Source organism: Sulfuriferula nivalis (assembly GCF_009937995.1).
GTDB classification, from domain to species: Bacteria; Pseudomonadota; Gammaproteobacteria; order Burkholderiales; family Sulfuriferulaceae; genus Sulfuriferula; species Sulfuriferula nivalis.
Map to the genome: position 1 here is coordinate 1,161,578 of NZ_AP021881.1, position 20,046 is coordinate 1,181,623.

16 protein-coding genes are annotated in these 20,046 nt (G+C 49.1%); 13 read left to right on the top strand and 3 right to left on the bottom strand.

Annotated elements, in window-relative coordinates:
• Window positions 1-33: 33 nt before the first annotated feature.
• The 10 genes from SFSGTM_RS06045 (at window position 34) to SFSGTM_RS06090 (ending at window position 10,794) form a co-directional block, all read left to right on the top strand.
• On the top strand, window positions 34-1,215 hold the full coding sequence (locus SFSGTM_RS06045) for a phenylacetate--CoA ligase family protein (RefSeq protein ID WP_162084405.1): 1,182 nt from the start codon (window positions 34-36) through the stop codon (window positions 1,213-1,215).
• A 61-nt stretch (window positions 1,216-1,276) separates the two neighbouring features.
• On the top strand, window positions 1,277-2,617 hold the full coding sequence (locus tag SFSGTM_RS06050) for an aldehyde dehydrogenase family protein (protein WP_162084406.1): 1,341 nt from the start codon (window positions 1,277-1,279) through the stop codon (window positions 2,615-2,617).
• Window positions 2,618-2,683: 66 nt separating this feature from the next.
• On the top strand, window positions 2,684-2,974 hold the full coding sequence (locus SFSGTM_RS06055; RefSeq protein ID WP_162084407.1) for a DUF1330 domain-containing protein: 291 nt from the start codon (window positions 2,684-2,686) through the stop codon (window positions 2,972-2,974).
• A gap of 45 nt (window positions 2,975-3,019) precedes the next feature.
• Window positions 3,020-4,078, top strand: a complete 1,059-nt coding sequence (locus SFSGTM_RS06060) for an IS701 family transposase (protein ID WP_162084408.1) — start codon at window positions 3,020-3,022, stop codon at window positions 4,076-4,078.
• Between the two features lie 37 nt (window positions 4,079-4,115).
• Window positions 4,116-5,033 carry a hydroxymethylglutaryl-CoA lyase-like TIM-barrel protein gene (locus SFSGTM_RS06065; protein ID WP_162084409.1) on the top strand — a complete coding sequence of 306 codons (918 nt, stop codon included), beginning with the start codon at window positions 4,116-4,118 and terminating at the stop codon, window positions 5,031-5,033.
• Window positions 5,034-5,247: 214 nt separating this feature from the next.
• A complete protein-coding gene (locus tag SFSGTM_RS06070) occupies window positions 5,248-6,054 on the top strand; it encodes an alpha/beta hydrolase (RefSeq protein WP_162084410.1) in 807 nt (268 codons plus the stop codon).
• On the top strand, window positions 6,044-8,188 hold the full coding sequence (locus SFSGTM_RS06075; protein ID WP_162084411.1) for an isocitrate/isopropylmalate family dehydrogenase: 2,145 nt from the start codon (window positions 6,044-6,046) through the stop codon (window positions 8,186-8,188). The genes SFSGTM_RS06070 and SFSGTM_RS06075 overlap by 11 nt, the downstream gene beginning before the upstream one ends.
• Window positions 8,189-8,297: 109 nt before the next feature.
• Window positions 8,298-8,972 (top strand): RraA family protein, encoded by a 675-nt coding sequence (locus SFSGTM_RS06080; protein ID WP_162084412.1) that lies wholly within the window; start codon window positions 8,298-8,300, stop codon window positions 8,970-8,972.
• Entirely contained in the window at window positions 8,965-9,846 is an 882-nt protein-coding gene (locus tag SFSGTM_RS06085) for a DUF6282 family protein (RefSeq protein ID WP_162084413.1), read from the top strand. The genes SFSGTM_RS06080 and SFSGTM_RS06085 overlap by 8 nt, the downstream gene beginning before the upstream one ends.
• 558 nt (window positions 9,847-10,404) lie before the next feature.
• Window positions 10,405-10,794, top strand: a complete 390-nt coding sequence (locus SFSGTM_RS06090) for a YbhB/YbcL family Raf kinase inhibitor-like protein (protein WP_162084414.1) — start codon at window positions 10,405-10,407, stop codon at window positions 10,792-10,794.
• A gap of 22 nt (window positions 10,795-10,816) precedes the next feature.
• Here the strand turns inward: SFSGTM_RS06090 and SFSGTM_RS06095 are convergent, their stop codons facing one another.
• From SFSGTM_RS06095 to SFSGTM_RS06105, 3 genes are read right to left on the bottom strand one after another with little or no spacing between them, the layout of a single operon-like run.
• Window positions 10,817-11,962, bottom strand: coding sequence for a methyltransferase (locus SFSGTM_RS06095; protein WP_162084415.1), 1,146 nt, complete (start codon window positions 11,960-11,962; stop codon window positions 10,817-10,819).
• Window positions 11,955-12,218: a hypothetical protein gene (locus SFSGTM_RS06100; protein ID WP_162084416.1), complete on the bottom strand. Its 264-nt coding sequence runs from the start codon at window positions 12,216-12,218 to the stop codon at window positions 11,955-11,957. The genes SFSGTM_RS06095 and SFSGTM_RS06100 overlap by 8 nt, the downstream gene beginning before the upstream one ends.
• A gap of 41 nt (window positions 12,219-12,259) precedes the next feature.
• Window positions 12,260-13,453, bottom strand: a complete 1,194-nt coding sequence (locus SFSGTM_RS06105) for a pyridoxal phosphate-dependent aminotransferase (protein ID WP_162084417.1) — start codon at window positions 13,451-13,453, stop codon at window positions 12,260-12,262.
• 80 nt (window positions 13,454-13,533) lie between these two features.
• Here SFSGTM_RS06105 and uvrB point away from each other — a divergent pair, with 80 nt between their 5' ends.
• The 3 genes from uvrB to SFSGTM_RS06120 are packed head-to-tail and all read left to right on the top strand — an operon-like array spanning window position 13,534 to window position 20,044.
• Complete coding sequence (gene uvrB / locus SFSGTM_RS06110) at window positions 13,534-15,567, top strand: excinuclease ABC subunit UvrB (protein WP_162084418.1); 2,034 nt, start codon at window positions 13,534-13,536, stop codon at window positions 15,565-15,567.
• A 3-nt stretch (window positions 15,568-15,570) separates the two neighbouring features.
• The gene (locus tag SFSGTM_RS06115; protein ID WP_162084419.1) at window positions 15,571-17,934 is read left to right on the top strand and encodes a DNA internalization-related competence protein ComEC/Rec2; all 2,364 of its coding nucleotides are present in this window, start codon (window positions 15,571-15,573) and stop codon (window positions 17,932-17,934) included.
• Window positions 17,912-20,044, top strand: a complete 2,133-nt coding sequence (locus SFSGTM_RS06120; RefSeq protein ID WP_232526054.1) for a RelA/SpoT family protein — start codon at window positions 17,912-17,914, stop codon at window positions 20,042-20,044. Before SFSGTM_RS06115 ends, SFSGTM_RS06120 begins: the two co-directional genes overlap by 23 nt.
• Window positions 20,045-20,046 lie beyond the last annotated feature (2 nt).

Genomic DNA, 20,046 nt, shown 5'->3' on the forward strand with positions numbered 1-20,046 from the left:
TTGTATATTTATATTAAATTTTTAAGGATGATAATGTCAGAAAATGTAACTCTACTCCGAAAAGTATTACGCTTCGGGGATGAAGAAATCGATATCAGCAACAGTGAGCTGGATCAACATCCCTATCCAGAGCAATATCGGCGGGTCCTGTATGCTTTTGTACGCGATACCGTAAATCAATGTGAATTTTACCGCGACCGTATGGCGCGTGTCGGTATCAAGGCCGAACAGGTTACAACACAAGAAGTGTTTAATGCCATTCCACCACTCTCCAGTGGTGAAGTGAGTGCCCTGAACGATAGCACTTTATTGACCGACCAGGCTCGTGAACATCTGAAAACCGGGTTTTATGGCGTCCCGCTGGAGCAAAAATTGTGGCGTAAGTTTACTTCCAGTGGATCAAGCGGCCTGCGCCCCAAGGTCTCCTACTACACACGGGAAGACTGGGAGGTACTCACCACCACTGCGGCCAGATTGCATTCAAAGTTTCTGCCGTTGAATAAAGTGTCGCGCATGTTCAATTGTTTCAATGCCGCGCATGTCGGTGCCAAATTTCAGGAAGACAGTTTTTCCTTGCTGGGGATGTCGGTTGAAGGTTCACATTTGACACGCACCACACCAGAAGCGGTTTTGGATCAAATGGTGACCAGCGGTGCCAGTGAATTCGGCGGTTTTAACGCACTGGCAATCACACCAGGCATGCCAGCAGGTGTAAAAGGTATCAGCAAGGGAACAAATCTAGATTCCATGTTGAACTTGGATATGGATAATTTCATCGGCAAGAATATTCGCGTCATTATTACCAGTGGTTCCGCACGCGATGTGGCTGGACTGAATTTGAAAGAACGGGTTTGGGAAGGCAATGAAATGGCTGGCGTGGAAAAGACCAAGTTCTTTGAAATGTATGGTTATTCGGAAAGCTTGCCAAATGCCATGGATTGCGAATTCAACCAAGGCTTGCATTTGGCGGTTGGCCCGACATTCACCGAAGTGCTGGACGAAAAAACCGGCAAGCACGTTCAGAATGGGGAACGCGGTCTGGTCGTCATTACGGGGATCAGGCATGGCTCACGCTTTATCCGTTATGCCGTCGGCGATGAGGCAACTTATGTTACCGACACATGCCGCTGCGGTAGAGCATCGCCACGTCTGGTTAATATCCAGCGAGTAGAAGACATGGAACGCCTTCAGCAAGGTTGTGCTGGGGGTCTTTAATTGCAAGTCCCTATGGATTTTCGATTCACTGAATTTGGAGGACAATATGAGTGAAGTAGTAATGCTGCAAAACATTATTCGCGGCCAACTGCTCGAGCCGACCGAACGAAAAATCGTTGGACGTTTCAGTTTTCCTGTAACAACGGCGCAGGATGTCGCATCAGCGATGAAATTTGCCCGTTTTCAGCAAGCTGAGCCACTTGACAAGGTACTGCGTGTTTTGTCAAAAATTGGCCGGGATGCAAGCTGGATCGGTGATGAAGATCTGAAGGTACAAGCTGAACTAAGTGGCAGCCCGATCAAACATATGCGCAATTCGATCCAGGCGGTCAATCACTGGCTGGCCAATATTGAAGAGTATGTCAAGCGCAATGGCACACTGAAAGAAATCGGCGACGCTGATCAGCGCAAAACAGTTTTGCTGGATCGCAATGGCATGCTGTGTCAGGGCGGCCTGACCACCATGTTTATTTTGGCGGGGGATGAAATCTCGATTGCGCCTTGGAATATCGCACAGGCATTGCTGGCGGGTACCAAAGCCGTTGTCAAACCCAGTCGGATTGAACCATTGAGCGCCTTTCTGTTTACCAAGGCACTGATTGCTGAAGGCGTGCAACCGCCTGCCTTGCTGTATATCAGCCGTGATTCGGATGAAGAGCAATGTTTTGTTGGAACGCTGATCAAACAAACCCAGCAGTCGGTGATGTATGGTGAAGACAATACGGTTAATACCATTTGCCAGCCGTTCGGTTTCCGTGCCGAACACAAGTACCTGGCTTACCTGACTGGCCGCTCTGGTGCGGTGGTCTATCCTGATGCCGACGTCAACCTTGCAGCCGAAATGATCATTCGCGGCGCATGTGATGACCGTGGCAATCGCTGCAACTCGACCAAAAAAGTATTCGTGGCGCGCCAGTTGGCAAAGGATATGGAACTGGCCATGGTTCGCGAAGCCGATAAATTGGTGCGTGGCGAACCCACCGATGAAGCAACCGATATCGGCAGGAATGATCCTCAAGCTAGGGTGTTTGCCCAGCAGTGGGCCAGTTCTGCGCAGGTATTTTATGACAAGGATATGTTCTTGATGTCGGTGCCGCAAACAGCACCAGTGCTCAAAGAAGAACTACCCTACCCAAGCGTTGCTGTCTGTTATTACGATGAAGGGCAGGATCCTGTTGAACTCATGAATAACAGTGTCAGCAATACCTATCTTGGGGCGGCGGTTGCCGTATCGGTGTTTACTCGCAGCCTAGATCAGTTCAACCTAGCGTCTTCCCGCATGCATTGCTGCAAAACCCTGTTGAATTTGCCCTCTACCGCCTATGATTTCTGGACTGCACACCAACGCTGGCACCTGTTCACAGAACTGATGCGAAAAGTCGAAATAGTGGTCGCAACTTAATCCAACACCCGTTCAACCAGGGCAAGCAGGTTTGCCCTATTCCTACAAATTTTTGGAGAAATAATCATGACAGCATTAATCGTAATTGAATTAACAGTAAAAAATGGTGACAAACTGAAAGAATATTCGGCACAAACCCCTGCAATCTTGAAAAAATTTAATGGGGAATTATTAATTAAAGGCAAGACTTCACAATTACATGATAGCGCAAACCTGTCTCCAGCCTATGACACCATGGTGGTATTCCAGTTTCCTTCAAAAGAAGATGCATCAGCTTGGTATAACTCTCCGGAATATCAGGAATTGTTAGGTCTGAGAGATGAAGCAATGAGCAGCACCTTTAAATTGCTTGCTTAATTTCTCACTGATGTTACGCAGCTGCGCATCTGATAGTCTCGCCGGATGAAAAAAGTCGACCTTGATTTATACACCGACTATTTGCTGAGCGCCTTTGGTGCGGCGACTGCGACTGGGCTGTCCGCCATGGTTGACGGCGACGTGAGTCATGACAAGATCACGCGATTTTTGTCGGAGCAAGACTACACGACCAAGGACTTGTGGCAGCAGGTCAAATCGACCGTGAGAATGGTTGAGCGCGATGATGGGGGGGTGATTTTTGACGACACGATTCAAGAAAAAGCCTGGACGGATGAAAGCGAGTTGATGTGCTGGCACTTTGACCATTGCAGCGGACGCAACATCAGGGGGATCAACCTGCTCAATGCGCTATATCACAGTAACGGGACATCGATTCCGGTGGCATTTGAATTGGTGAAAAAGCCGTTTCAATACTGTGACCAGAAGACCCAGCAAATCAAACGTAAAGGTGAGGTGACGAAAAACGAGATGATGCGCCAAATGATAGACACCTGTATTCGCAACACCTTGAAATTTCGCTTCGTGCTGATGGTCAGTTGGTTTTCTTCAGATGAGAACTTAGATTTCATTGGGGGCAAGGGTCGGCATTTCATTGCCGCACTCAAGGACAACCGGCTGGTGGCATTAACCGAAGAAGACAGGAAAAAGAAGCGTTTCGTCCGAGTAGATGAGCTTGATTTTCCGGAGCAAACAGCAGTGCAAGGCTGGCTCAAGGGTTATGCGAAAGCAGTCCTTTTAGTTCGCGAGGTCTTTACAAACAAAGATGGCAGCACTGGGGTATTGCATCTGGTTTGCAGTGACTTGACTTGCGACTATGACGCCATCACCACGACCTACAAAAAACGGTGGAAAGTGGAGGTGTTTCACAAATCCTTGAAGTCCAACGCCAACTTGGCAATGTCTCCTACCCGAACGGTGAGAACCCAAAGCAACCACATCTTCATGTCTATTTGCGCCGCCTTCAAGCTCGAATGCCTGAGTATTAAAAGCAAGCCCAATCCCTTTGCACTTTGTCGCAAGCTATTCATCAACGCATCACGTACCGCCTATGACGAACTTCAGCAATTTCGCGCGGTTGCTTAACATCAGTTAAAAATAAAGAATTTTAAATGAGACTACCATGAAAAATATTGGCGATTTGAAATTAATTGACGTAACTTTACGCGATGGTGGATATAGAAATAATTTTGGTTTTTGCATGGATTATATCCTGGAGCATGCGCGCCTGATTCAATCATCCGGCGTTGAGTATATTGAGATTGCTTATCGTAATGGCTCTATCGTTCATTATGAAAACATGGGGGTGACTGCATATGGTAGCAATGAATACATTAAAACCCTGAAGCACGAACTGCCAGACATGAATTTGGTGGTTATTGCTCATGCCGCTAATATCACGGATGCCGATATCTATGAAATGGCGGAACACGGTGTTGCGATGTTACGTTTTTGCACGAGCACAAAGAATGTGCAAGAAACCTTGCGCCTAGCACGTCTGGCCAAGCAATGCGGTATGCAGACCAGTATCAATATTGTCCGAATCAGTTCGATCGACATGCCAACACTGGCTAGCTTGGTCTCGGCTGTAAACAATTATCGCGACGTAATTGATGTCATTTATTTTGCTGATTCCAACGGCAACCTAACCCCGGAATCGGTACGTAATATTTCCGAAGAAATTCTGCGTGGCACATCGATTGAACTCGGTTTCCATGCACACGATAACATCGGCCTGGCGATGTCCAACTCGATTGCAGCCGTTGTGCAGGGCGCGTCCTTTATCGATGCCAGCTTGCTGGGCATGGGCAAAGGGATTGGTAATCTGAAACTGGAAAAATTGGTTGCTTATTTGATTATGAATGGCAGCGACAAGTATTCGATCGTTCCACTTTTGCAGATGGCAAGCAAGCTGCGCTCTTATTCCGGCTTTTCGGAAGATCTGGACGAATATGGTGTTGACATCCTGTGCGGCTTGTTTAATTTCCCGTTCACTGAGCGCAGCAAGGCTGAAGTAATTCTGAAGTACAGTGCAGACTAACAGCCTGTCGGACTCAGGAATTCAAAAATCTGACCGATTTTTTAAATTGCTTAAAAAATAGGCACTTTGGACTGAATTTTCGGGATTTTTGGTCTTTCCACGGCATTTCCTCCCCTTATCCAACTTTTAGACGTAGTAGGGGGCGTCGCAGAATTTGGAAAAAATCGTACGATAACATTTCTTTGTACTTGAAATACAATGGGTGGCTGAAATTATGAATTTACTGAAACACACTGAAATCGGAGACGGGATGAGGGAGTGTTGCTATGAGTATGGTAATGCCGACTGGAGCGGTCATATTCTTATATTGGGGGCGGTGAGTCCGGTCTGGCATGGGGGAGATTTTTGTCAATTTTTGCTGGATTTTTTTCTTCAAGAAAAGCAACGAGTCTTCGTGCTCGATACGATTCCATTTATCGAGCATGGCAATGGTGCCGATCAGGGCGAAGCCAGTATCCGGAAATTGGCGCGCTTTATTCGTGATAATTTGCCAAAAATTGACCTGATTAGCGGGTATGCTCTGGGTGGCACGATGGCACTCAAACTGGCGAACCACCTGCCAGCGATCCCAAAAATCCTGTGCTTGTCCGGCCCTGGCTTCATTGATGCAGCACTGCGCGGCAAGTTGCAAGCATTGATTGATCTGCTGGCCGAAGGCGACCTAGAAGGCTGTCTGACCCGCTTGTCAGCATTTGTTGCGGCTGAAGGAAAGATACCCGGCCTCCAGCATCGGGATCGTATTGCACAGAACGACGTCGAACCGGGTTGTCGCAGAATGCTCAAGGGTTTCAGGTTTTTGTTGACGCTGGATGCACGGCAAAATCTGGCAACTTATCAGGGTGAAATTTTGTGCCTGCTGGGCCAACATTCACAACTGGCGACCACTGCCAACCTGGCAATAGCAGCTTCAAGCAAACACCATAAGCTGGTGCAGGTTCCTGATGCAGGCATGCGTATCTTGCTCGACAATAGAGAATTTACGGTATCTATAATTAATGACTGGTTAAAAAATGGCGAATAAAAAAGTGTTGGTGCTGCCGGGTGACGGCATTGGACAAGAAGTCTGTGATGCTGCGATTCCAGTTCTGGATCTACTCAAGCTGCCGATCGACTTGATTTACGGTGATATCGGTTGGGAATGCTGGATCAAAGAAGGCAATCCGGTGCCTCAGGACACCTGGGACAAAATCGAACAGGTGGATGCAGTGTTACTTGGCGCAATCACCAGTAAGGCTAAAAAACAGGCTGAGCAGGAATTGCCACAAGCGTTGCAAGGCAAGAATCACAAATATGTTTCGCCAGTCATCCAATTGCGTCAGCGCCTGGGTTTGTATGCGAATGTGCGCCCATCGATGTACATCGCTGGCAATGGCAAGCCCTACCGCATGAGTGTGATTCGGGAAAATACGGAAGGTTTATATGCAGGTTTTGACTATCGTGGCGTGCCGGAACCATTCCGCCCCCTGATCAAACACCCGAATCTCGACAAATATGGCTATGATGCCGCATCCTGCACTTTACGGCTGCAAACCAAATTGGGTTTGCAGCGTCTGTTTGAATTTGCCTTCGAGCATGCGCTCAAACAAGGCTTTGACAAAGTAACCTTTGCAGACAAGCCGAATGTGATGCGTGAAAGCGGTGATTTTGGACAGGAAATCTTTTTTGACATCGCGGCGCATTATCCTGCTATCGAAGCGGATATTCAGAACGTGGATGCTGTGGCGCTCTGGTTGGTCACACGCCCGGAAAAATTTGGCGTGATCGTGGCTGAAAACATGTTTGGCGACATCCTTTCCGATCTGGCTGGCGGGGTAATGGGTGGTTTGGGCCTGGCGCCCAGTGCGAATTATGGCGAACGCGTGGCGTACTTTGAGCCAGTGCATGGTAGTGCGCCCGGCATGGCTGGCAAGAAAAAAGCCAATCCCATCGCAATGTTCCTGAGTATTGCCATGATGCTGGATTATCTGGGCTTTTCTGAAGCCGCCACAAGGATCCAAACTGCGGTTCGGGAAGCGGTCAGAAAGTCTCCGAACCTGACTTATGATTTTGGCGGCAGTGCCAGTACAGCTTCCTTCGCCAGCCAGGTCATCGCGCTCATCAAAGGCCAGCAACTGAAAAAAACGGCGGCAATTCTAACGATCGGCGACGAGTTGGTGAGTGGCGAATACCAAAATACCAATATCACTGAAATTAGCATTCACCTCAATGGTCTGGGCTACAAGGTGAAAGAACATGCGGTTTGTACCGATCAAAGTCACCTGATTTCCCGTGCACTGTCGCGCTTTCTCGGTGAATATGATTTGGTCGTGGTCAGCGGTGGACTGGGGCCGACCTCCGATGATGTCACCCGCTTTGCGGTAGCCGCCGCAACCAATACGGCGCTGGAATTCCGCGACGAATGCTGGGATCATATCGTCAACCGGATGCAGTCATACAATCTGCAAGTGCGTGAACAAGACAAGGTGCAAGCCTATATTCCGGTCGGCGCCACCGTGTTGAAAAACACCTGTGGTCTGGCCAGTGGTTTCATGCTGGAAAAAGATGGAACCACGCTTGTGGTACTGCCAGGTCCGCCGGCCGAAATGCGCGCAATGTTACTCAACACCTTCGATATGGAACCGATGACCGCTGGCCAGGTTCAGAAATTTGAATGGAAAACCATCGGAACGATGGAAACCGAGGCGCATGTTTTTGTCAGCACACTGGCGGCCAGTTTTGCCGAAAAAATCAAGTATTTGTGGCGCTATCCCCATCTGAATATTTCGGTGGAAGTGGAAGGTGACGATCAGTCCGATATGCAGTGCATCAAGGCGTTGGATGAGTTCTTGCGCAAAGCGACGGTCAGCAAAGACGGTCGTTCGGCAATCGAGTTGCTCGGCGCTGAACCCAACGTCAGTTGGCAGAGTAATGATGCGGAACTGGATAAATTGCTCTCCAGCTTGCCGTCAAGGCTGGGCGCGCCGCCATATATGCTTGAAACCGTACCAAAATTTTCACAAATCGGCGCGCAACTGCCTTATTCCGGCAGTCTTGAAATTACTTGTACTAGCCCCCTAGGGCAGAAATTTAAAATTGCAATCCCGCTGCGCGATGCCAATGTGCGTGACTACGTGAAAGAATTTTCTGCCTGGAGTTTCTTGCGCAGCGAAATGTAAATCTCCCGGCTGGCACCGCACCACAGGCACAGACAAGTTTTATTTGGGGCGGCGCGATGGCCTGTCAAGCGCCAGCGTTACCCGTCACAATTTTTGAAGGATTTTTGAAATGGATGCAATCGAAATGCAATGGAAAGAACGGCTGTTACAACTGGATACCGCAGCAATTTCCGATGCGATGGACAGTTTTAACATCAATCGAGCCCTGTTTGGAATTTTGCCACGGGTGGAAGGTGCCAAAATCGCAGGCCCAGCCTTTACTGTCCAATACGAAGCACTCTCGAGTGTACCATCGGGTTTTCAAAATGCCGCCAATTATATTGACGAAGTTCCGCCGCATGCGGTGGTGGTGGTCAATAATGATGGCAATACCTCATGCACCAATTGGGGCGACATCCTGACGCGCAAGGCACTGCGGCAAGGTATTGCCGGTACCATTATCAACGGCTCTGCACGCGATATTGAAACCATCCGCAAACTGGGCTATCCCTTGTACAGCAAGGGCATCTATATGGTCTCAGGAAAAAACCGGGTGCGCTTGAAAGCCAGCAATGTCGCAATCGAAATCGCTGGCGTGGTTGTCAATCCGGGTGACTGGATTTTTGCCGATGACAATGGCGTCGTGGTGATTGCGCCGGAAAATCTGCATGCGGTAATCGAACGCGCTGAAAATGTCAACCATACCGAGATCGAAATCGTGCGTGCCATTGAATCGGGCGAATCGCTGGTCACTGCGCGCCAAAATTTTGGCTATTCGACGCCATGGGAAATAAGAAATGTCTAGTGATTTTATTTCTTACTGGCAGGAGCGTTTGGTCTTTCTTGATGTGCATTATCATGCCAGCCCGGACGCCTATAAAAGAAAATTCAATGCAATTGAGGCTGGCACAGCGTATCAGGCGATCCGTGGCGGAGTCTTGCTCAAGAGCCATCTTGGTTGCACCAGTGCAGTAGCGGCTACGGCACAAAGCATGGGCCTGCCGGTATTTGGTTCTGTAGCACTAAACAGTATCGCTGGCGGGCTGGATCTACGTAGCATCAAGCAATCCTTGTGCTATTACAATGGCAATGCGCATTGCGGGCGGCTGGTAGTCGATTTGCCGACCGTCGTTGCAAGCCAGCATCTCAGCAAGCTGCAACGCGCTTATGCCAATGATGCGGTCAAGCGCTTTGCACAAGAACCGTGTTTTCTGGGCGACGATCAACAAGTACTTTTTCCATGCATTGAAGAAGTGCTCGATTTTTGTAATCACGAAAGCGTGGTCTTGACAACCGGCCATGCTACTCGCGCCCAACTTGAAGCCCTGGTGAATCTGTGCGTTAAAAAAGGTGGCGTGCGCCTGTTGTTGAATCAGCCCGCCAATCCCATGACCAAGATGGATGCAACTGCTTTGAAGAGTCTTGGACAGTATGACTGGTTGTATGTGGAGCAGACCGCGCTGACCTTGTTGCTGGGTTATCAGACACAGCAAGACTTTGACGAAGTATTGGCCAATGTCCACAATGTGGTGTATAGCTCGGATCTGGGGCAGCTTGATCAATTGTCCCCGCAACAATGGCTCAATCAGTCACAAACATGGTTCGACAGCGCCAAGCTGTCAGCTGCGCGCGTGCAAGCCATTACCTTACTGAATCCATTGCAAATGCTCACGCCGTAAATGTAGGGAGCTGGGATTGCCGCACCGAAAAGTTAGCGGAAAGCCTAAGCTGGCCGAGCTCCGAATGCCTTGTCATGGCGTTGTTGAATAAATCGATTATTCGGCAAATTAACCGCCGATAAGGCATCATTCGGCAAGGGGTAGTCTCAGAATTCGGAATTTATCGTACGCTAACGTTTTTTTGCACTTGAAATTCAATGGCTTATGCGTGCCAAACTTTCATTGCGGGCCAATCACTTTACGTGAAATAAATTACTTAAAAATCAACGCTATGAACATTTTTACCATACGATTTTTCCGTTTTCTGAAGCGATCCCAGCAAGAATTCATGTTGAGAGAAATCCATGCCGCAAGTATAACGAAAGTCGTCGCCACCTTATCAAGAAAAATCACTATAAAGTGACAAATTGGCACGACTATAACAACGCATTAGGGGATCGAGGTGATTTCACGTTCTATTTTACCGATGAGGCGATAGCCGAATGGCGTCCAGCGAAGACGGGGGACGCGGTCGCCCACAAGAATATTCCGACGTTGCGATAGAAACCGGCGTATGCATTGAACTGGAAAAATGCACCCGCAGGTACGAAGAGTTTTGCAGTCATGGTGCATGATCCTGATGCACCCACAGGCGGTGCGGGTTTCTGGCATTGGGTGGTGATAAATTTGCCAGCAACGCTGACGGGTCTGGCGCAGGGTGATGGCGGTGTAGATAGTAAAAACCTGCCTCAAGGCGCAAGCCAGATTCATAATGATTATGGTATGGCTGGTTGGGGTGGCCCATGTCCGCCTGTGGGCAATAAACCGCACCACTACAACTTTACCGTCTATGCGTTAAAAGTCGATAAGCTGGCCATTCCTGATGGTGCCAGCACTGCTGTAGTGGGCTTTATGGTCAATCAGAATGCCCTGGCTAAGGCAACTTTAACAGCCAGGTATGGCCGTTAATTTGACAATATTTGTTTGAGGCTTAATCAGGCTGACTTATGTCTGATTTGAGCTTTAGTCGCCACAGCGAAGTAATTTCTGCTGACCTGGCCTGATAGAGCGGGTCAGTTGGGTCGTTGGCTTTGGGGTGGTGAGGCTTGGTTTGTAAGCGATCGATTACCGCCAAACCCGCGCTGTTTATCCATTCGAGTAGTGTTTCCCGACTGCGTAATTCCAGGTGTTCTGCAAGATCTGAAAGGATAAGCCAGGCTTCGCCATCTGCAGTCAGATGTGCGCTTAGTCCATTAAGGAAGTTGCGTAGCATTTGGCTGTCAAAGTCATAAATGGCATGTTCTATCGGTGTGTTAGGACGTGCAGGCAGCCACGGTGGATTGCACACGATAAGCGGTGCGCGACCTGTAGGGAATAAATCAGCTGCTATGATCTCGACTTGCGTATTTAGCCCGAGTTGATCGATATTCTCCTGTGCGCACTTTATTGCGCGCGGATCTTGTTCAGTTGCGATGATCTGTTTTACGCCACGGCGTGCGAGCACTGCAGCGAGTACGCCTGTACCAGTACCAATATCAAATGCGAGTTCTGTGCTGGGTAAGGGGGCTTTGGCAACGAGTGAAATATATTCTCCACGTATGGGTGAAAACACGCCGTAGTGCGGATAAATACGGCCGCTTATCTCAGGGATTTCCACACCTTTTTTACGCCATTCATATGCGCTGATGACGCTGAGTAATTCACGTAATGAGGTTACAAAAGCAGGGTGATGTTCACCAAGAACCTGGGTATAGGCGGCTTTAACATCAGGGGCGCGGCGTAAGGGGATGCGGTAGTCAGCTTCTAATTCAATGAGCACCATGCCGAGTACGCGGGCGCGCAAGGATTGTGATTGGCGGTTCAGATGGAATGCTTGCGCAGGGGATTCGGCTTTTTTAGCGGGTTTTTTGCGAGGGCGATCTATGCGTCGTGCTAACGCTTGCAATAATAGCCGTGCGTTGTTGAAGTCACCACGGTAGAGCAAGCCATTACCTTCACAAGCAAGTCGATGGGCGGTGTCGGCATTCAATGTGTCGTCAACAATGATGACGCGTTTAGGCGGTGGCGTGCCATTTTCGGCGTGCCATGGTGCGCTATGTTCGATGTCGGCTTCTAGCCAGTTTAAGGTGTTAGTCATGATGTTTACGTAAGCTCATTTGCGCGCTGGGTTTGTCGATATGAATATGCACTTCGCAATAATCATGCGTGGTGCTGGGGTCGTCATTGCAATTACAACCTGCGGTAATTTCGTCGAAGAAAATGCCAATATGCGCTGTCAATTTATCCGTTTGATCGGTGCAGCTAATGATGCGTAGCTGTTGTGGGTAAAGTTGGCCGCCTTGGGTGCCAGCATGGCTATGCTGAAGGATGTTGGGGAGATATGTCGTTAGCACGTCGGGTAACGTGCTAACGCTCGGTATGCAAGCGAGTTTGATTACGCCATCCAAGTCTGTAAACGGCTCAAAGCGGCTTCGAGATTGGCCATTGATGTGGCGAATGATAAGCGGATATACCCTTCGCTACCAAACGCTGATCCAGGGACAACCGCAACTCCCGCTTTTTCTAGCAGGTATTCACTCAGGGCAATGTCGGTGGTCGCGCTGATTTTACCCGCTGCGTGCAGGCGGGCGATGGCCTTGCTAGCATCGGGGAATGCATAGAAAGCGCCACCTGCGTAAATACATTGCAGCCCGTCGATTTTATTTAATTCTGCGACGACAAATTCATGACGTTCACGGAACGCCGCGATCATTGGTACGATGCAGTTTTGATCGCCATTCAACGCAGCTTCAGCTGCCACTTGCGAGATGGATGTTGGATTGGAAGTCGATTGTGACTGTACGTTTTCCATCGCTGTAATGAGTTTTTCTGGACCAGCGCAGTAACCTATGCGCCAGCCTGTCATCGCATAAGCCTTGGAGACGCCGTTCAATACCATGGTGCGGTCATAGAGGTCAGGGCAGGCATTAAGGATGTTGTCGAATTTGCTATCTTGTAAGCGGATGTGTTCATACATATCGTCGGTCGCGATAATGATATTTGGATATGCGCGTAGCACTGCACCTAATGCGGCTAATTCTTCCAGACTGTAAACCGCACCGCTAGGATTGCTAGGACTGTTGATGACAACTAATTTAGTGCGTGGCGTAATCGCGGCTTGCAATTGTGCCGGGGTGATTTTGAATCCTTGGGAAATACCAGCTTCAACGATAACAGGTACGCCACCTGCTAAAATCACGATATCAGGATACGAAACCCAATAAGGTGCGGGAATAATGACTTCGTCGCCTGGATTAATCAGTGCTTGCGCAAGGTTGAAGAAGCTTTGTTTGCCGCCACAAGATACTAAGACTTGTTTGGCAGTGTAATCCAGACCATTGTCACGCTTGAATTTAGCGATGACCGCCTGTTTTAATGAAGGCGTGCCACCGACGGCGGTGTATTTAGTAAAACCGTTATTAATCGCTGTAATTGCAGCATCTTTAATGTGTTGCGGTGTATCAAAATCAGGTTCACCTGCACCCAGGCCGATAATGTCGTTGCCCTCGGCTTTGAGTTTGGCTGCACGTGCGGTGACGGCAAGGGTAGGTGAGGGTTTGATGGCTTGAACGCGATTTGAGAGTTCCAACTTAAACATCCTTGAATGAGGCTAAGGCGATATCGCCAGCGTGGTAAGATTAACGGGTTAAAAACAGTGAGATTTTACTCGTGATTGCTACATTTCCCAATAGCCCATTTCGATTGCATCAGCCTTTTTTACCTGATGGCGATCAACCTCAGGCAATTGCCAAGCTGGTAGAGGGAATAAACGATGGTTTAGCCTTCCAGACGCTGCTCGGTGTGACCGGCTCGGGCAAAACTTATACCATGGCACATGTGATTGCACAGCTAGGGCGCCCGGCCATGATCATGGCACCGAATAAAACCCTGGCGGCACAGATTTATGCGGAAATGCGTGAGTTTTTCCCGGAAAATTCGGTCGAGTATTTTGTATCTTATTACGATTACTATCAGCCCGAAGCTTATGTACCTGCGCGGGATTTGTTTATCGAAAAAGATTCCAGTATCAACGAGCATATTGAGCAAATGCGTTTGTCAGCAACTAAAGCTTTGCTGGAGCGTAAAGACAGCATTATCGTAGCGACAGTTTCGGCAATTTACGGTATTGGCGACCCTAGTGATTATCATCAGATGATATTGCACTTGCATCAGGGTGAAAAGTTGTCGCAGCGCGAGGCCATCCAGCGGCTGATTGCCATGCAATATGACAGGAACGAATTCGAATTTAAACGTGGTGTATTTCGTGTGCGTGGTGATGTGCTGGATATTTTTCCTGCTGAAAACGCGGAACATGCGGTTCGGGTGAGTTTATTTGATGATGAGGTCGAAAGCATTCGGCTATTTGACCCGCTGACAGGGCATCTGCTGCAAAAACTGCCACGTTGCACGATATATCCCTCCAGTCATTATGTTACCCCGCGCAGTACAACCTTACGGGCGATAGAGCAGATCAAGGTGGAATTGCGTGAGCGACTGGAAGAGTATTACCGCGACAATAAACTGGTTGAAGCGCAACGGCTGGAACAACGTACCCGTTTTGATCTGGAAATGATGAACGAAATGGGCTTCTGCAAGGGCATCGAGAATTACTCGCGGCATTTGTCAGGGCGTAAGCCGGGTGAGCCGCCACCGACATTGATCGATTATTTGCCTGCCCATGCGTTGATGATTATCGACGAGTCGCACGTCACGATTCCACAGATAGGCGGGATGTATAAAGGGGACAGGGCGCGCAAGGAAAATCTGGTGAATTATGGTTTTCGTTTGCCTTCAGCGATGGATAATCGTCCGCTACGATTTGACGAATTTGAACGCATTATGCGCCAGACTGTGTTTGTTTCCGCTACGCCAGCTGACTATGAGGCACAACATCAGGGGCAAGTGGTGGAGCAGGTGGTGCGTCCTACTGGATTGGTCGACCCTGAAATTGAGGTGCGTCCGGTGGCAACACAGGTTGATGATGTGTTGTCGGAAATTACCAAGCGTACCGCCATCAATGAGCGCGTGCTGGTGACGACGCTGACTAAACGTATGTCTGAAGATTTGACGGATTATTTGTCAGAGCATGGTGTGAAGGTGCGCTATTTGCATTCGGATGTGGATACGGTAGAGCGTGTCGAGATTATTCGTGATCTGCGACTGGGCGTGTTTGACGTGCTGGTCGGGATTAACTTGCTGCGAGAAGGGCTTGATATACCAGAAGTATCGCTGGTGGCGATACTGGATGCTGATAAAGAAGGCTTTTTGCGCTCAGAGCGCTCATTGATACAGACTATAGGTCGCGCCGCACGACACATTAATGGACGTGCGATTTTGTACGGTGATCGTATTACCAATTCCATGCGTAAGGCGATGGATGAAACTGAACGCCGTCGTATCAAGCAAACTGCGTACAACGTAGAGCACGGGATTACGCCGCGCGGTGTGGTCAGGGGTATTAAAGACATCATCGAGGGTGCGTACGATATGGAAAGCGCACAGGCCAACCACAAAGTCGCACAAAAAATGGCGAGTTATCATGCCAAAGATGAAAAAACGCTGACTAGGGAATTGAAGCAGGTGGAAAAAGACATGCTCACCGCTGCGAAGAATTTGGAATTCGAACGTGCAGCGGAATTGCGTGACGAGTTAAAGCGTTTGAAGTCAGTGCTGTTTGGCGCAGCTGGGCATGACGAGATTTAAATTTTGAGTCTTGCCATACTTGTTTTTGTTATTGGTGTGTTGGGTTTGCAGTTGCAGGCACACTTGCCCGATATGGCCTGGATATGGGCGCTGCCGTTGCTGGCATCCGCGTGGGGCTTGCCTCGGGCTGGGCGTTGGTCAATGTTGCGACGCGCGTTGCTGCTGGTTTTCTTCTTTGTATCAGGGTTTTTCTATGCAGCCTTTAGTGCGGAGCAACGTTTAGCCGAACAATTGCCGAAAGCCTGGGAAGGCGTGGATATCAATATGGTGGGCGTGGTGGCGAGCCTGCCTGTGGCAGCAGAGCGTGGGCAACGCTTTGAATTTGATGTGGAGCGTGTGCTGACGCCAGGTGCAGTTGTGCCATCTCATGTGCAATTATCGACTTATACGCGTGATTTTGTCGGGCAGCCTTTGCCTGATGCGATTAACGTACACGCGGGGCAACGCTGGCAATTGACGGTGCGGTTGCGTCGGCCACATGCTAATCAGAACCCACATGTGATGGATATGGAAGCAGTGTGGTTCTCTCGTGATATACGGGCGTTGGGTTCGGTACGTGAGCGTAGCCCGCACACCTTGTTAAGTGATCAAGTTTGGCAGTTTCCCTATGTCATAGACATGATGCGTGAGCAAATCGCAACACGTTTTGATACCGTGTTGGCACAACAGCCTTATGTCGGCGTGCTCAAAGCGCTGGCTATAGGTGATCAATCGGCCATACCTGCGGCGCAATGGCAGTTGTATCAGCGTACTGGAATTACCCACATCATTTCGATTTCAGGTTCACATGTGACTATGTTGGCAGGGCTGATGTTTGCCTTAGTGTATTTTATCTGGCGGCGCAGTGCACGATTGACGCTATCTCTGCCTGCACGCAGGGCGGCGGTGCTGGCTGGTGCAGTTACTGCGACTGGCTATGTATTATTGGCAGGTTTTGGTGTGCCAGCGCAGCGTACTTTATATATGTTGTGGGTAGTGGCGTTGCTGTTATGGTCGGGACGAACCTTGGCGCCGGCGCGGATACTGGCGTGGGCGTTGCTGGTAGTGGTGTTGCTAGACCCCTGGGCTGTACTGGCAGCGGGGTTCTGGTTGTCGTTTGGTGCGGTGGGTGTGTTGCTATATGCAACAGGTGCGCGAGTGGGTGATGTGCATTGGTTACGTGCCTGGTGGCAGTCACAATGGGCAGTGACGCTGGCGTTAGCGCCTGTTTTATTATTGTTGTTTGGTCAGGTTTCTACCGTTTCTCCTTTAGCAAACGCAGTAGCAATACCGTTGGTGAGTTTTTTGATCACACCATTGGCGCTACTGGGTAGTATTCCCTATATGGACTGGGCATTGTATAGCGCACATGCACTGATGGCCGCCTGCGTGTGGAGTTTGCAGCAATTTGCTGCTTTGCCGATGTGGACACAAGCCCAGCCAGCAGTTTGGCAGGTGTTGTTAGCGTTGGCTGGTGCGTTATGGATGTTGCTGCCGCGTGGATTTCCTGCACGATGGCTGGGTGCAGTATGGATGTTGCCTGCGTTGTTGGTTACACCGCAGCAACCCAGACTGGGCGAATTATGGGTGGATGCAATAGATGTAGGGCAGGGGTTGTCAGTGCTGGTGCGTACAGCGCATCATGCGCTGTTGTTTGATGCTGGTCCACAATATACCAGTACGGCCGATACTGGAAATCGCATACTGGCACCTTATTTGCGTGGTGAGGGCGTAACTCAGTTAGACGTGCTGGTGTTGTCGCATGATGATAACGATCACACGGGCGGTGCTGCATCGCTGTTGCAAAGTGTACCAGTTGCCCACATCTACACTTCATTACCCGATACGCATATTATTTTTTCGGGCGCCATTTCGCATATAAGTCAGTGCCTGCCCGGACAGGGCTGGCAGTGGGATGGCGTAACATTTGAAATGTTGTATCCGACCTCTGAAAGTTATGGCGAGGTAAATCGCAAGGATAATCATCGCAGTTGTGTGATGAAAGTGAGTAGTGCGGGTGGTAGTGTATTATTGACGGCAGATATAGAAGCAGGTGATGAGCGTTACTTATTGGACAATGAGCGCAGCGAGTTGGCAGCGACATTGTTAATTGCACCACATCACGGCAGCAGAACGTCTTCAACACCCGACTTTATTAATGTGGTGCAGCCAAGATTAACTGTGTTTACCGTGGGTTATCAGAATCGTTTTGGGCATCCGCGAGGCGATGTGGTGGCACGTTATGCGCAAATGGGTAGCGCATTAGCGCGTTCGGATAGGGATGGTCTGGTTGCGATTAAATTCGCGCCTGATCAAGTTATGCAAGTGCAATATTGGCGACAACAGCAACAGCATTATTGGTGGGATGATGGTTACGACAAACAATAACATAACGCAAGACAGTGACGCAGCGATGGCGCATTTACGGGCGGGATTGTCCGAGGAAGATGCAGACTTGGTATCGCAGGTGGCAATCTGGGCACGCCCCCTGATGGACGATACACAGTGGGAATATGCTGTAGGCACTGCGTTGCAGGTGCGTGATTTACAACTTGATGCACATAGTATTGCTGCTGCATTGCTGGTGGGTTTGCCGTTGCCTGATGATGCCGGTGTGCCTGATGCAGTGCTACGTTTGGCACAGGGCGTGGCCAAAATGGATAGCGTGGCGCAACTGGTCACGGGGCGAGATGACGGCCGGCATCAGGTTGAAAATTTGCGGCAAATGTTATTGGCTATGGTGGAAGATGTGCGTGTGGTGCTGATCAAATTGGCAGAGCGCGCTTATGCTTTACGGATAGCAACAACCAGTGATGATGAAGATGCGCGTTGGCAAGTCGCACAAGAGGTTCGTGAGCTGTTTGCGCCATTGGCAAATCGTTTGGGTGTATGGCAAATAAAATGGGAAATGGAAGATCTATCCTACCGAATTTTAGAGCCGGAACATTATAAGCAAATTGCTAAATTATTAGATGAAAAGCGACTGGACAGAGAGCGCTATATTGAAGATGTGCTGGCTATTCTGCGTCAGGAACTGACTGCAGTTGGTATTGCTGCAGATGTAACAGGACGCCCAAAACATATCGTTAGTATCATTAACAAGATGAAGCGTAAGCATCTGGCATTTGAGCAGCTGTATGACATTCGTGCTGTGCGTATCCTGGTGCCCGAGCTGAAAGATTGTTACACCGCATTGGGGCTAGTTCATCATTTGTGGCAGCCTATTTCAGGTGAGTTTGATGATTATATTGCTCACCCCAAAGCAAATAATTACCGTTCTTTGCACACTGGTGTAATCGGGCCTGAAAACAAGGCGCTAGAAGTACAGATACGTACGGTTGAAATGCATAATCATGCGGAATTAGGTGTGGCAGCGCATTGGCGTTATAAAGAGGGGGCGGCCAAACCTTCTGGTGGTGAGGACAAGATTAGTTGGCTACGGCAGATTTTGCAGTGGAAAGATGATTTAGCCGATGGTCAGGCATTGGCAGATTTATTTAAAAATGAATTATTTCAGGACCGGATTTATGTACTTACGCCACAGGGACGCGTAGTGGATATGGCTGCTGGAGCAAGTCCTGTAGATTTTGCTTATCATTTGCATACTGATTTAGGTCATCGTTGTCGGGGCGCAAAAGTTGATGGTGCGATAGTGCCATTGAACACACCATTAAAAAATGGGCAGCGTGTTGAGATTCTGACTGCGAAGCAGGGTACGCCAAGTCGTGACTGGCTGAATCCAACGCTAGGATATCTGGTCACTCCCAGAGCTCGAGCAAAAGTAAGGCATTGGTTCCGCTATCAATATTTCACTGAAAATATAGCGCAAGGTCGGGATATTCTGGATCGTGAACTGCGCCGCATGGGCGCTACCGATATTAGCATCGATAAAATCGCACAAAAATTAAATGAACCTAAAGGTGATGAGTTTTTTGCGGCAGTTGGTCGTGGGGATATAAGTATTAAGCAATTAAGTGATGCGATTATCTCTCTGCGTGCTCCTGTGCCCGTGGTTCCACAAGTTAAGCGTGGCTTGCCTAATGCTTCCAGGTACAAACCGGATGAGGTGTTAATTGAAGGGGTAAGCGGTTTGCCCATAACGTTGGCGCGTTGCTGCCAACCGCTTCCGCCAGCAGCTATTGTGGGATATATGACTCAAGGTCGTGGCGTAACGGTACACAGGGCGGATTGCAGTAATGTGTTAAGGGTGCAGGGTGAGCGTAAAGCCCGCTTGTTAGCTGCGAGCTGGGCAGGCGATATGGAGCAATTTAGTTGTGATATTTTAGTGGTCGCTTATGATCGGCATGGTTTGTTGCGTGATATATCGGATATCTTCACTAAGGCGCAGATGGCGGTGACTCGCGTGAATACTGAAACTCAAGGTGAAATGGCAACTATGGCATTTCGTGTTCTAGTGAGCCAGTCCCAGCAAGTTCAACGCGCGTTAGAGAAAATTTCAAAGCTTGCTAATGTAGTGAGCGCAATAGAGAGAGAATAAAA